This window comes from Klebsiella sp. K-Nf6, assembly GCF_002806655.1.
Taxonomy (GTDB): Bacteria; Pseudomonadota; Gammaproteobacteria; order Enterobacterales; family Enterobacteriaceae; genus Klebsiella; species Klebsiella variicola.
In genome coordinates this window covers 44,277-57,214 of sequence record NZ_PIBN01000013.1, presented here as the reverse complement: position 1 = coordinate 57,214, position 12,938 = coordinate 44,277, and the positions used below count along the sequence as shown (strand labels likewise).

General features: G+C 58.8%; 10 protein-coding genes. 4 read left to right on the top strand and 6 right to left on the bottom strand.

What is annotated here, in order from left to right:
• Positions 1–17 precede the first annotated feature (17 nt).
• Positions 18–1,181 (top strand): alcohol dehydrogenase, encoded by a 1,164-nt coding sequence (gene yqhD, locus CWM61_RS19925; RefSeq protein ID WP_074387578.1) that lies wholly within the window; start codon positions 18–20, stop codon positions 1,179–1,181.
• A 145-nt stretch (positions 1,182–1,326) separates the two neighbouring features.
• Complete coding sequence (gene dkgA, locus CWM61_RS19920) at positions 1,327–2,154, top strand: 2,5-didehydrogluconate reductase DkgA (protein ID WP_061153303.1); 828 nt, start codon at positions 1,327–1,329, stop codon at positions 2,152–2,154.
• 86 nt (positions 2,155–2,240) lie between these two features.
• Here the strand turns inward: dkgA and CWM61_RS19915 are convergent, their stop codons facing one another.
• From CWM61_RS19915 to CWM61_RS19890, 6 genes are all read right to left on the bottom strand, one after another.
• Complete coding sequence (locus CWM61_RS19915) at positions 2,241–4,514, bottom strand: YgiQ family radical SAM protein (RefSeq protein WP_162676924.1); 2,274 nt, start codon at positions 4,512–4,514, stop codon at positions 2,241–2,243.
• A 33-nt stretch (positions 4,515–4,547) separates the two neighbouring features.
• A complete protein-coding gene (gene ftsP, locus CWM61_RS19910) occupies positions 4,548–5,960 on the bottom strand; it encodes a cell division protein FtsP (protein WP_061153301.1) in 1,413 nt (470 codons plus the stop codon).
• Between the two features lie 83 nt (positions 5,961–6,043).
• Positions 6,044–6,781 (bottom strand): 1-acylglycerol-3-phosphate O-acyltransferase, encoded by a 738-nt coding sequence (gene plsC, locus CWM61_RS19905; RefSeq protein ID WP_061153300.1) that lies wholly within the window; start codon positions 6,779–6,781, stop codon positions 6,044–6,046.
• A 191-nt stretch (positions 6,782–6,972) separates the two neighbouring features.
• A complete protein-coding gene (parC, locus tag CWM61_RS19900; protein WP_061153299.1) occupies positions 6,973–9,231 on the bottom strand; it encodes a DNA topoisomerase IV subunit A in 2,259 nt (752 codons plus the stop codon).
• 121 nt (positions 9,232–9,352) lie between these two features.
• Positions 9,353–10,222 carry an AraC family transcriptional regulator gene (locus CWM61_RS19895; protein WP_074387577.1) on the bottom strand — a complete coding sequence of 290 codons (870 nt, stop codon included), beginning with the start codon at positions 10,220–10,222 and terminating at the stop codon, positions 9,353–9,355.
• 77 nt (positions 10,223–10,299) lie between these two features.
• Positions 10,300–10,707, bottom strand: coding sequence for a YgiW/YdeI family stress tolerance OB fold protein (locus tag CWM61_RS19890; RefSeq protein WP_008806508.1), 408 nt, complete (start codon positions 10,705–10,707; stop codon positions 10,300–10,302).
• A gap of 149 nt (positions 10,708–10,856) precedes the next feature.
• Between CWM61_RS19890 and qseB the strand changes: the two genes are divergently transcribed.
• Both qseB and qseC read left to right on the top strand, forming a co-directional pair.
• Positions 10,857–11,516, top strand: a complete 660-nt coding sequence (qseB, locus tag CWM61_RS19885) for a quorum sensing response regulator transcription factor QseB (RefSeq protein ID WP_008806509.1) — start codon at positions 10,857–10,859, stop codon at positions 11,514–11,516.
• Positions 11,513–12,862 carry a quorum sensing histidine kinase QseC gene (gene qseC / locus CWM61_RS19880; protein WP_100631769.1) on the top strand — a complete coding sequence of 450 codons (1,350 nt, stop codon included), beginning with the start codon at positions 11,513–11,515 and terminating at the stop codon, positions 12,860–12,862. Before qseB ends, qseC begins: the two co-directional genes overlap by 4 nt.
• The last annotated feature ends 76 nt before the right edge of the window (positions 12,863–12,938 follow it).

Genomic DNA, 12,938 nt, shown 5'->3' with positions numbered 1-12,938 from the left:
TTTTGAGGACACTAGCAATGAATAATTTTGACCTGCATACCCCAACCCGCATTCTGTTTGGCAAAGGCGCGATTGAAAAGCTGCGTGAACAGATCCCGGCGGAGGCTCGCGTACTGATCACCTACGGCGGCGGCAGCGTGAAAAAAACGGGCGTCCTGGATCAGGTACTCACCGCCCTGAATGGCCTGGATGTCCTTGAATTTGGCGGCATCGAGCCGAACCCGTCTTACGAAACCCTGATGAACGCCGTGAAGCTCGCCCGTGAAGAGAAGGTCACTTTCCTGCTGGCGGTCGGCGGCGGTTCAGTCCTGGATGGCACCAAGTTCATCGCCGCGGCGGCCCATTACGACGTCGCTATCGATCCGTGGGAAATTCTGGAAACTTATGGCAGTAAGATCGCCAGCGCCATTCCAATGGGTTCGGTTCTGACTCTTCCGGCGACCGGTTCTGAATCAAACAAAGGGGCGGTCATTTCGCGGAAAACCACCGGCGACAAACGCGCGTTTATGTCTTCGCACGTTCAGCCGCAGTTCGCAATCCTCGATCCGGTTTACACTTATACTCTGCCGCCGCGCCAGGTCGCCAACGGCGTGGTTGACGCCTTCGTCCATACCGTTGAACAGTACGTCACCTACCCGGTTGACGGCAAAATTCAGGACCGTTTCGCCGAAGGCATTCTGCTGACGCTGGTGGAAGATGGCCCGAAAGCGCTGCAGGAGCCAGAGAACTACGATGTGCGCGCCAATATTATGTGGGCGGCGACGCAGGCGCTGAACGGTCTTATCGGCGCAGGCGTGCCGCAGGACTGGGCCACGCATATGCTCGGCCACGAACTGACGGCGATGCACGGCCTGGATCACGCCCAGACGCTGGCTATCGTTCTGCCGGCGCTGTGGAATGAGAAGCGCGACAGCAAACGTGCGAAACTGCTGCAGTATGCCGAGCGCGTGTGGAATATCACAGAGGGTTCCGACGACCAACGTATTGATGCCGCCATCGCCGCGACGCGCCAGTTCTTCGAGCAGATGGGTGTGCCGACCCGTCTCTCCGATTACGGTCTCGACGGTAGCTCCATCCCGGCGCTGCTGGCGAAACTGGAAGAGCACGGCATGACCAAACTGGGCGAACATCAGGATATCACGCTGGACGTCAGCCGCCGTATTTACGAGGCAGCCCGCTAATTTATCCCCGCCTGATTCACCTCTCCTTACGTTAAACAAACGTCGGGGAGAGGTGTTTTTACTACCGTTTTTAGCTATTTCGTCCAGACTTAATGCTACCCCTCGGCGGATTCTGCCTCGCCGAGTTCATTAACAGGAGGAAGGCATGACACATCCAACCGTTATAAAACTACACGACGGCAACCTGATGCCGCAGCTGGGTCTCGGCGTGTGGAAAGCTGGCAACGAGGAAGTCGTCTCTGCCATTCATAAGGCGCTGGAAGTCGGTTATCGCTCTTTTGACACCGCCGCCGCGTACCAAAATGAGGCTGGCGTCGGCAACGCGCTGCACAGCGCAGGCGTCAATCGCGATGAGCTCTTTATCACCACCAAACTGTGGAACGACGATCAAAAACGGCCGCACGAGGCGCTGAAAGAGAGTCTCAGCAAGCTGAAGCTCGACTATGTGGATCTCTATTTAATCCACTGGCCTGTGCCGGCGATCGGCCATTACGTCGAGGCCTGGCAGGCGCTGATCGAACTGCAACAGCAGGGGCTGGCAAAAAGTATCGGCGTGTGTAATTTCCAGGTCCCGCATCTGCAGAAGCTGATTGATGAAACTGGCGTCGCCCCGGCGATCAACCAGATTGAGCTCCATCCGCTGCTGCAGCAGCGTCAGCTGCACGCCTGGAACGCCACCCACAAGATCCAGACCGAATCCTGGAGCCCGCTGGCCCAGGGCGGTAAAGGGGTTTTCGATCAGAAAGTCATCCACCAGCTCGCCGATAAATACGGCAAAACGCCGGCGCAGATCGTCATCCGCTGGCATCTTGATAGCGGTCTGGTGGTGATCCCGAAATCAGTGACGCCGTCGCGTATCGCCGAGAACTTTAACGTCTGGGATTTCCGTCTCGACAAAGACGAACTCAGCGAAATCGCCAAGCTGGACCAGGGCAAGCGTTTAGGGCCCGATCCGGATCAGTTTGGCGGCTAACATGTAAAAAAGCCGGATAGCGCTGACGCCTGTCCGGCTCTCCAACCGGCCCGGTCAGCAAAACGCTACCGGGCACAACGTCAGGCTTAACGCCCGGCGACTTTACCGCGTTTGACGGGCTTTTTCGCCGTCGCTTCACCGTTAGAACGCTGATGCACAATTGGCGTGTGCTTGGTCAGTGCCGGGCGGGTATGGCGGTTCTGGCGACGCGCTTCGCGCATCTCATCCAGCGTCGGGGCTGGCACCAGGCAGTCGCGGCGTGAGCCAATCAGGTGCTTCTTGCCCATCGACTCCAGCGCCTGACGGATCAGCGGCCAGTTTGCCGGATCGTGGTAGCGCAGCAGCGCTTTATGCAGACGGCGCTGTTTCTCGCCCTTCGGCACCACCACCTCTTCGCTCTTATAGCCAATCTTACCCAGCGGGTTCTTGCCGGTGTAATACATGGTGGTCGAGTTCGCCAGCGGCGACGGATAGAAGTTCTGCACCTGGTCAAGACGGAAGCGATGTTTCTTCAGCCACAGCGCCAGGTTCACCATATCTTCATCGCGCGTTCCCGGGTGGGCGGAGATAAAGTACGGGATCAGATACTGTTCTTTACCCGCCTGCTTCGAATAGGTATCAAACAGCTCTTTAAAGCGGTCGTAGCTGCCCATCCCCGGCTTCATCATCTTCGACAGCGGCCCCTCTTCGGTATGCTCCGGAGCGATCTTCAGATAGCCACCGACATGGTGGGTTGCCAGCTCTTTGATATAGCGCGGATCTTCTACCGCGATGTCATAGCGTACGCCAGAGGCGATAAGGATCTTCTTGATGCCCTTCAGCTCACGGGCGCGACGGTAAAGATTGATCGTCGGCTCGTGGTTGGTATCCATGTGCGGGCAGATATCCGGGTAGACGCAGGAGAGACGGCGGCAGGTCTGCTCAGCGCGTGGCGATTTACAGCGCAGCATATACATGTTGGCCGTTGGGCCGCCGAGATCGGAGATCACCCCGGTAAAGCCGGGCACCGTGTCGCGAATGGCTTCGATTTCATTAATGATCGAGTCTTCTGAACGGCTCTGGATAATGCGCCCTTCGTGCTCGGTGATTGAGCAGAACGAACAGCCGCCGAAGCAGCCGCGCATGATGTTGATCGAGAAACGGATCATCTCGTACGCCGGGATACGCGCGTCGCCGTAAGCAGGATGCGGCACACGCTTGTAAGGCAGCGCGAAGACGCTGTCCATCTCTTCAGTCGAGAGCGGGATTGCCGGCGGGTTGATCCAGATATAGCGTTCGCCATGCTTTTGCATCAGCGCCCGGGCGCAGCCGGGGTTAGTTTCGTGGTGCAGAATACGCGAAGCGTGAGCGTACAGGACTTTATCGCCTTTCACCTTCTCGAAGGAAGGCAGCAGCACGTAGGTCTTTTCCCACGGTTTGGGCCGCGGCGGCTGCACGGTGATGCTTTTGGCTTCCTGCTTTTTCGGCGCAACCGGCTTGTTATCGGCGCACGGCAGATCCTCACCATACGGATGCGGGATCGGGTCGATTTTCCCCGGAGTATCCAGGCGGGTGGAATCGACGCCGCTCCAGCCCGGCAGCGCCTCTTTCACCATGATGGCGGTATTGCGCACATCGCGGATCTGGTCGATGGATTCACCCATCGCCAGGCGATGCGCGACTTCCACCAGCGGGCGCTCGCCGTTACCGAACATCAGCATATCGGCCTTGGAGTCCACCAGCACCGAGCGGCGCACGGTATCGGACCAGTAATCATAATGCGCGGTACGGCGCAGGCTGGCCTCGATGCCGCCGAGGATCACCGGCACGTCTTTCCACGCCTCTTTACAGCGCTGGGTGTAGACCAGGGTGGCGCGATCCGGACGCTTGCCCGCCACGTTGCCAGCGGTGTAAGCATCATCATGGCGCAGCTTACGGTCGGCGGTGTAGCGGTTGATCATCGAGTCCATATTGCCCGCCGTCACGCCGAAGAACAGGTTCGGCTTACCCAGGCGCATAAAGTCTTCTTTGCTGTTCCAGTCCGGCTGGGAAATGATCCCTACCCGGAAACCCTGCGCTTCCAGCATACGGCCGCAGATGGCCATCCCGAAGCTCGGGTGGTCGACGTAGGCGTCGCCGGTCACCAGAATAATGTCGCAGCTATCCCAGCCAAGTTGGTCCATCTCTTCACGCGACATCGGTAAAAATGGCGCAGGGCCAAAACAGGCAGCCCAGTATTGCGGCCAGGAAAAAAGGTCACGATCCGGTTGGATCAGGGATATTGCGCTCATATTGCTTCCGGGGGAAATGATAAAAAAATAACCAAAAGGGCGTGGATTATAAGCCGGAATGATAGTGGAAATGAAGGAGGATTTTCTCAAACCCTGACCGTGTTCCGGCCAGGGTTGCGAAGATTACGGCGCCGGATTCACCAGCATCTGGCCAATCGAGCCGCGGTCGGCAAGCTCCAGCGTCTGGCTCAGATACTGGAACGGGAAGTGCGACCACGACGGCTGGGCGTAGTAGACCAGCAGTTCAACCTGCCCGTCGACCCACACGGTGTCCTTCCAGCCACGGTCTTCCGGGAAGGGCGTCGAGCCATTGACGTTACGGATCTGGAACATCACCCCTTCAATATGGAACGACTGCGGGCGGTCGGCACGCACCGTCCAGCGCTCCCAGGTCCCCTGTTGCGCCGTGATATCGATACGCTGCGGATCCCACAGCTGGCCGTTGATACCCGGATCGTCGCCGAGGGTGATATCCCGGCTGCGGATCGGCGTGCCGGAGAGCAGTTCGGTCGGCAGCAGGCGCACCGGCAGGCTGTCGGTGACCAGCGGCAGCAGCCCGGTCGGCCGCAAGGTCAGCACCAGCGTGGAGACCAGGATACTTGACGGTTCAAAAAAGCCGCGGATGCGGTCGACAATGCTGGCCGCTTCACCGCAGGTAATGGACACTTCATCGCCGTTGGTCATATCGATCAGAATTTCACGCCGTTCCCCTGGCCCCAGCGACAGCTGTTTGAGCGAGACTGGCGCCGGCAGGAACCCCTGGTCGCCGGAAATCACATGCAGCAGTCGGCCATCGCTCATCTGCAGCTGATAGCGCCGGGAGTTGGAGGCGTTCAGCAGGCGCAGGCGCACCCAGCCGCGCGACACTTCGACATACGGGCTCTGCACGCCGTTAACCAGCAGCGTATCGCCAACGAAGCCGCCGCTCCCCGGTTCGCTATATTCCGGCGTGCCGAAGTTATCCAGCCGCTTGTCCTGAATAATCACCGGGAAGTCATCAACGCCGTAGTGGTTAGGGATTGGCAGGTTCTTGCTGACCTCATCTTCCACCAGCCACATGCCGGCCAGGCCGTTGTACACCTGCTTCGCCATCCGGTTCGGCGTGTTGGCCTGATACCACAAGGTAGCAGCGCTCTGGCGGATAGGCAGCACCGGCGCCCAGTCGGCGTTCGGCGACATCATGCGCGCCGCACCGCCGATCAGCGGGCCAGGCACCTGCAGGCCGCGGATGGTCATCGCGACATTCTCTGTCAGACGGTTGCTGTAGATAAGCTTGACGTCGTCCCCGCTCCAGACGCGGATCGTCGGCCCCATGTAGCGGCCATTGATCCCCCAGACGGGGGCGCGAGTGCCTGGCGTAAACGACCAGTGCGAACGCTGCAGCGTCAGAAACAGCGGCTGACCGCGACGCGATTCCAGCAGCGGCGGAACCGGCAGCGCGAGCTGCTGGCCGGCGGCATGGGCTTTCAGCGGCGCGGCGCCAGCGCACAGCGCTACGCCGGAAGCCTTAATAAACTGACGCCGACTGAGTGACATATTAACTCCATGACATACTGACAAATGAAAAAGGGAATTCGTTTCCCGCCAGCAATACGCGCGCGTTGGCGGCGTTTCCTGTCTTATGACTTTTTAGCCGCTTCGCGCTCGGCCACTTCGTTGTCCAGCTCAGCAATTTTGGCGGCCATCAGCTCGCGGCAATGCGTCGCCAGCGCGCGCACGTTGTCTTTACCGAACTGACTGGTATCCACCGGCGGCAGCATCTCAACAATCACCAGACCGTTGTTCCAGCGATTGAGCTTAATTTTGTTCGATGTGTTGGACACACACACCGGAATAATCGGCACTCCGGCGGCAATCGCTGCGTGGAAGGCACCGGTTTTAAAAGGCAGCAGGCCGCGGCCGCGGCTACGGGTTCCTTCCGGGAACATCCAGAACGAAATTTTACGCTTTTTAAACGCATTCACCACTTCAGCAATGGTGCCATGCGCTTTGGTTCGGTTATTACGGTCAATCAGCAGGTTGCCCGTCAGCCAGTAGAGCAGGCCAAAGAACGGGATCCACAGCAGGCTTTTTTTACCCACGGTGACCGTCGGCGGCTGCACGATGTTCGACGCCGTCACCATATCATAGTTGTTCTGGTGGTTAGCGATGTAGATCGCGTTGCCATAGCTTTCCGCATCGGCAGGTTTACGCAGTTCTACCTTCAGGCCAAATACCGGAGATAGGCGGCCAAACAGATGGCCGAAAGTGGCGACATGTTTTGGATTACGCGGGCTGAACAAGCAGTACAAACAGCCAAGTATGCACACTACGATGCAATAAATGACCACAAAAATTACTCGAAAAATTAATAGCATAGCTACCTCTAAAACCCAAATCGCTTAGAATTATTCGCTGCTGACAGAAGGCAGGCTCATCAGTTCTGCGCAGGCCGGGACCGTTCTTCCTGGGTCCCTGGTGATGGACATTGTTAATCGCAACGTCTGAATAAACAACGATTTTGCGGCATTTTTTCGCCTCCTCCCGTCAACGACGGGAGGAGTGGCGTTTACTCTTCGCTATCGCCTGCCGCGGCGCGGCGCGGCGAGTCGATTTCAACACGGTCAATCTTCTGCAGTCCGCGCATCAGCGAACCGCGACGGCCACGCTCGCCAGTGACTTTTTGCAGCTCTTCCGGACGCAGTTTGATCTTCCGTTTGCCAACATGGATGGTGAGCGTGCTCTGCGGAGCCAGGATAAACAGATGCGCCAGGCCATCCTGCCCGGCTGCGGCTTCCGCCGCCGGAATACTGATAATTTTGTTGCCCTTGCCTTTCGACAGCTGCGGTAGATCGCTCACCGGGAACATCAGCATCCGCCCGGCGGCGGTGATGGCCAGCAGCATATCGGACTCGTCCTCAATCACCAGCGGCGGCATCACGTGCGCATTGTCAGGCAGGGTGATCAGCGCTTTACCGGCACGGTTGCGCGCCACCAGATCGTTGAAGGTGCAGACAAAACCGTAGCCAGCGTCGGAAGCCATCAGCAGCTTGCGATCGTCGCTTTCCATCAGCATATGTTCCACGGTCGCGCCCGGCGGCAGAGTCAACTTACCGGTAAGCGGCTCACCCTGGCCACGCGCGGAAGGCAGGGTAATCGGATCGATGGCATAGCTGCGTCCGGTGGTATCGATAAACACCACCGGCTGGTTGCTCTTGCCTTTCGCCGAGGCCTTCCAGCTGTCGCCCGCTTTATAGCTCAAGCCCTGGGCGTCAATGTCGTGCCCTTTGGCGCTCCGCACCCAGCCCATCTGCGACAGGACGATAGTCACTGGCTCAGACGGCTGCATATCATGCTCGCTCATCGCTTTCGCTTCTTCACGTTCGTGAAGCGGCGAGCGGCGATCGTCGCCGAAAGCATCGGCATCAGCCTGCAGCTCTTTTTTCAGCAGGTTGTTCATCTTACGTTCAGAAGCCAGAATCGCCTGCAGCTGGTCGCGCTCTTTTTCCAGCTCGTCCTGCTCGCCGCGGATCTTCATCTCTTCCAGTTTGGCGAGGTGGCGCAGTTTTAATTCCAGAATCGCTTCCGCCTGGGTTTCGCTGATGCCAAAGCGCGACATCAGGGCTGGCTTCGGTTCATCTTCGGTGCGGATGATCTCGATCACTTCATCGATATTGAGAAACGCCACCAGCAAACCTTCGAGGATATGCAGGCGCTTAAGCACTTTCTCTAACCGATGGTTCAGACGGCGACGCACGGTATCGCGACGGAACACCAGCCATTCGCTGAGGATCTCCAGCAGGTTTTTCACCGCCGGGCGTCCGTCGAGGCCGATCATATTGAGGTTGATGCGGTAGCTTTTTTCCAGATCGGTAGTGGCAAACAGGTGGTTCATCACCTGTTCCATATCCACCCGGTTGGAGCGCGGGACGATCACCAGACGAGTCGGATTTTCGTGGTCCGATTCGTCGCGCAGGTCGTCGACCATCGGCAGCTTTTTATTGCGCATCTGCGCCGCAATCTGCTCCAGCACTTTGGCGCCGGAGACCTGGTGCGGCAGCGCGCTAATCACCACCGCGCCGTCCTCTTTGCTCCACACTGCGCGCATGCGCACTGAGCCGCGTCCGTTCTGGTAGATTTTGCGAATTTCCGCCCGCGAGGTGATGATCTCCGCCTCGGTCGGGAAATCCGGCCCCTGCACGATATCCAGCAGTTCGTCGAGGGTCGTTTTCGGCTGCTCAATCAGCGTAATGGCCGCTTTGGCGACTTCACGCAGGTTGTGCGGCGGAATATCAGTGGCCATGCCCACCGCGATGCCGGTGGTGCCATTAAGCAGGATGTTCGGCAGACGCGCAGGCAGCATTTTCGGCTCCTGCATCGTACCGTCAAAGTTCGGTACCCAATCAACGGTGCCCTGCCCCAGTTCGCTGAGCAGCAATTCGGCGTATTTCGACAGGCGGGACTCGGTGTAACGCATCGCCGCGAAGGATTTCGGATCGTCCGGCGCCCCCCAGTTCCCCTGCCCGTCTACCAGCGGGTAGCGGTAAGAGAACGGCTGCGCCATCAGCACCATCGCTTCATAGCAGGCGCTGTCGCCGTGCGGGTGATATTTACCCAACACGTCGCCGACGGTGCGGGCGGACTTTTTGAATTTCGCGCTGGCGTTCAGCCCCAGCTCAGACATCGCATAGACGATGCGACGCTGGACCGGTTTTAAGCCATCGCCAATAAACGGTAATGCCCTGTCCATAATCACGTACATGGAGTAGTTCAGGTAAGCATTTTCCGTAAATTCATGCAGCGCAAGGCGCTCTGCCATATCGCTCATTAATCGTGGATCCTCAATCTGGGTACCGACCGTTCGGACGGCAAAACTACCCGCGATAATACCCGATCTCACGCCCTGAGTCACAGGGCGTGAGATCGGCTGAGGATTCCGTCACGCTTAATCAGGCCAGCGGCAGATAAATATCGGTTTGCAGTTCATGCTCAGCCACCTCATGGACAAAATTGAGGTAACGGAAGTACACCGGATAATCCCGTAACGTCTCGCCTGACGCGGGTAACCAGTCGCGATAGAGAAACCAAACGCTGTTCGCCAGCGTGTCCAGCGAGCCGTGATGGCACACGACGGCGCAGCGTCCGCCGGGGATTTCGCCGTTAATCACGCCAAAGGCGTTTTCACCGACCGGCCGTTCGACCGTGCCGCAGATATCAAACCGAAATGCCTCCTGCGGGGTGGTCTGCGGATCGTCCCAGGCGATCCCCCAGGTATCGCTGGTGGCGACGGGCGATAATCCGCTCGTCTTACGCCAGGCGATAAAACGCGCGGCGGTCGCGTTGACAAGGTCCGGGCTACCGCGATGTTGCAGTACGGCTACCCGGGTGGTGGGGAACGAAATAATATTGACGTCCATCGACGTTTGCTCCTGTAGCGTATGTTTCGGTACGCGTCGATGCCACTCGGCCCAGTCCGGTTGCTGACGGAATTGGGTCGGGCTTTGGTCAAACGCGGTACGGAAGGCACGACTGAACGACTCCGCATTCTGAAATCCGGCATCAAGGGCAATATCGATGACTTTATCGCGTGGGTTGAACGCCAGGCGCCAACAGGCGCGTCGCAGACGCAACCACTGAATATACCGGTACAATGGAATACCGGTATAAGCGCTAAATTGCCGGTGAAAATGGTAAGGCGAACTGTGCGCTATCGCGCTCAGCGCCTCCAGCGACAGCGGCTCATCAAGATGGCGCGCAATGTACCTACAGACACGCTGGAAGCGCCCGACATACGCCGGGCTGGCCTTAATATCGTTCATCGTCTCCTCCTCGCGACATACTCTGACAGAGCGAGGATAGCGATTCCTGACCGATCTTGCGCTTATCTGACGAAGACTTATGGCGCGATTTTACGGATCTGTTTAACGTCGATTTCTACCGAGTTCCAGTCCTTATCGACTTCCCCCTGAATTTCTACCGTGTCCTGCGGGCCGACGGTCACGCCGTTCCAGCGCTTGTGGTCGATATCGACATTGATCACCCCGGAAGCATCCTGAAACTTATACAGATCGTCAGAAATGCGCTCGGTTATCTTGCCGCGCAGGGTCACCCAGGTATCATCCCGCAGCGATTTGGCATTGGCGACAGTGGTCACCGCGCCGCTCGGGCCGGTGAATCCGCCTGCCTGCGCGGTCGAACTGACCTGCGTGGTCGAAGAAGGACCGGTAAATCCGCCCTGTTCGGCAGCCAGCACTGGCATGGAAACCAGGGCAACGATCGCGGTCATTGCAGCAATTTTCTTCATGATGTGTTCTCCCTTCGTGTTGATATGGCTCCTATTACGCCTGACAAAACTTAACGACTTCTTAAGCGGAAAAAAGAAATTTTAATGCTGTACATCGCCGGCTTCAACGCGGTTTACTGCGCTAAGAAACAGGATCGTCGGAGGGAAACATGCGCATATTATTGGTGGAAGATGACAAGCTGATCGGTGACGGCATCAAAGCCGGCCTAAGCAAAATGGGCTTCAGCATCGACTGGTTTACCGCCGGACTGGAGGGCAAGAATGCCTTATACAGCGCCCCCTACGACGCCGCAATCCTGGATCTCACCCTCCCCGGCATCGATGGCCTCGATATTCTGCGCGAATGGCGGGACAAGGGCCGCCATGAGCCGGTGCTGATCCTCACCGCCCGCGATGCGCTCAGCCAGCGAGTGGAGGGGCTACGGCTCGGCGCCGATGACTACCTGTGCAAACCTTTCGCCCTGATTGAAGTGGCGGCACGTCTTGAAGCGTTGATCCGTCGCGCGCACGGCCAGAGCAGCAGCGAGCTGCGCCACGGCAAGGTGAGCCTCGACCCGAACCGCTTAACCGCCAGCCTCGACGGCGAGAGCCTGGTACTAAAGCCGAAAGAGTTCGCCCTGCTGGAACTGCTGCTGCGTAACGCCGGTCGCGTGTTGCCGCGCAAGCTTATCGAAGAAAAGCTCTACACCTGGGACGACGAGGTCTCCAGCAACGCCGTGGAAGTTCACGTCCATCATCTACGCCGCAAACTCGGCAGCGGGTTTATCCGCACCGTCCACGGCATCGGCTATACCCTGGGTGACGCATGAAACGACTTGCCCGCCTGAGCCTGCGCGTCCGTCTGACGCTGCTGTTTGCTGTGCTGACCGCGGCCGCCTGGGGCGTCGCCAGCGTGATCGCCTGGCAGCAAACCAGCAAAAAGCTGGATAAGCTGTTCGATACCCAGCAGCTGCTGTTCGCCCGCCGCCTGAGCGCCATGCATTTCGATGAACTCCGCGCCCCGCCCGCATCGCTCGGTGAAAAGAAAAAGGTGCGGCATGGGCACATCGACGACGACGTGCTGGCGTTCGCCATCTTCACCCGCGACGGCACCATGGTGCTCAACGACGGTGAGAACGGGGAGGATATCCAGTGGAACTCGCAGCGCGAGGGGTTCAGTGATGGCTACCTGCGCGGCGATGATGACGAATGGCGCTTCCTGTGGCTAACCACCGCCGACGGTCGCCATCGCATCGCCGTCGGCCAGGAGTGGGATTATCGGCGTGAAATGGCGATGGATATCGTGACCTCGCAGCTCACTCCGTGGATGATCGCCCTGCCGCTGATGTTCGTGCTGCTTATCGTGCTGTTAAGCCGCGAACTGGCGCCGTTGAAAAAGCTGGCGCGCACGCTGCGCCTGCGCGCGCCGGATTCAGCGGAATCGCTCAGCGTGGAGAAGATCCCCTCTGAAGTCCGCCCGTTGGTCGAGGCCCTGAATCAGCTGTTCCAGCGCACCCACGACGCCATGCTGCGCGAACGTCGGTTTACCTCTGATGCCGCCCATGAGCTGCGCAGCCCGCTGGCGGCGCTGAAGGTGCAGACCGAAGTCGCCCAGCTCTCTATGGACGATGCAGAAGGACGTGAGAAAGCGCTGGCCCAGCTCCACCAGGGGATCGATCGCGCCACCCGGCTGGTCGATCAGCTGCTGACGCTGTCGCGGCTGGACTCACTCGCCCAACTGGACGACGTGCAACCGGTCGCCATCGACGACCTGCTACAGTCGGCGGTGATGGAGATGTATCACCACGCGCAGCAGTCCGGGATTGAGCTGCGCCTGCATCTTAATGCCGCCGACATCGCCCGCACCGGCCAGCCGCTGCTGCTCAGCCTGCTGGTACGCAACCTGCTGGATAACGCTGTGCGCTACAGCCCGCGCGGCAGCCAGGTTGATATCACGCTCAACGCCCGCGAGTTTCGGGTGCGTGATAACGGCCCAGGCATTAGCCCGCAGGCACTGGCGCGTATCGGCGAGCGTTTTTATCGCCCGCCGGGGCAGGACGCGCCGGGCAGCGGCCTGGGCCTGTCGATCGTCCGGCGCATCGCCTCGCTGCATGGCATGCAGGTTGATTTTGCTAACGCCCGCGATGGCGGCTTCGAAGCCCGTGTGTACTGGTAGCGAGATTATTGCTCTTTTGGCAAAAGACTTTGCACATTTTGCTCATTTTACTGCCCCGCTTCGCGGGGTAAGATCG

What these genes read in the sequence shown, in the direction of transcription:
- yqhD (WP_074387578.1), top strand. Translation starts at nt 18, where the DNA reads ATGAATAATTTTGACCTGCATACCCCAACCCGCATTCTGTTTGGCAAA.
- dkgA (WP_061153303.1), top strand. Translation starts at nt 1,327, where the DNA reads ATGACACATCCAACCGTTATAAAACTACACGACGGCAACCTGATGCCG.
- ftsP (WP_061153301.1), bottom strand. Translation starts at nt 5,960, where the DNA reads ATGTCACTCAGTCGGCGTCAGTTTATTAAGGCTTCCGGCGTAGCGCTG.
- plsC (WP_061153300.1), bottom strand. Translation starts at nt 6,781, where the DNA reads ATGCTATTAATTTTTCGAGTAATTTTTGTGGTCATTTATTGCATCGTA.
- parC (WP_061153299.1), bottom strand. Translation starts at nt 9,231, where the DNA reads ATGAGCGATATGGCAGAGCGCCTTGCGCTGCATGAATTTACGGAAAAT.
- CWM61_RS19895 (WP_074387577.1), bottom strand. Translation starts at nt 10,222, where the DNA reads ATGAACGATATTAAGGCCAGCCCGGCGTATGTCGGGCGCTTCCAGCGT.
- CWM61_RS19890 (WP_008806508.1), bottom strand. Translation starts at nt 10,707, where the DNA reads ATGAAGAAAATTGCTGCAATGACCGCGATCGTTGCCCTGGTTTCCATG.
- qseB (WP_008806509.1), top strand. Translation starts at nt 10,857, where the DNA reads ATGCGCATATTATTGGTGGAAGATGACAAGCTGATCGGTGACGGCATC.
- qseC (WP_100631769.1), top strand. Translation starts at nt 11,513, where the DNA reads ATGAAACGACTTGCCCGCCTGAGCCTGCGCGTCCGTCTGACGCTGCTG.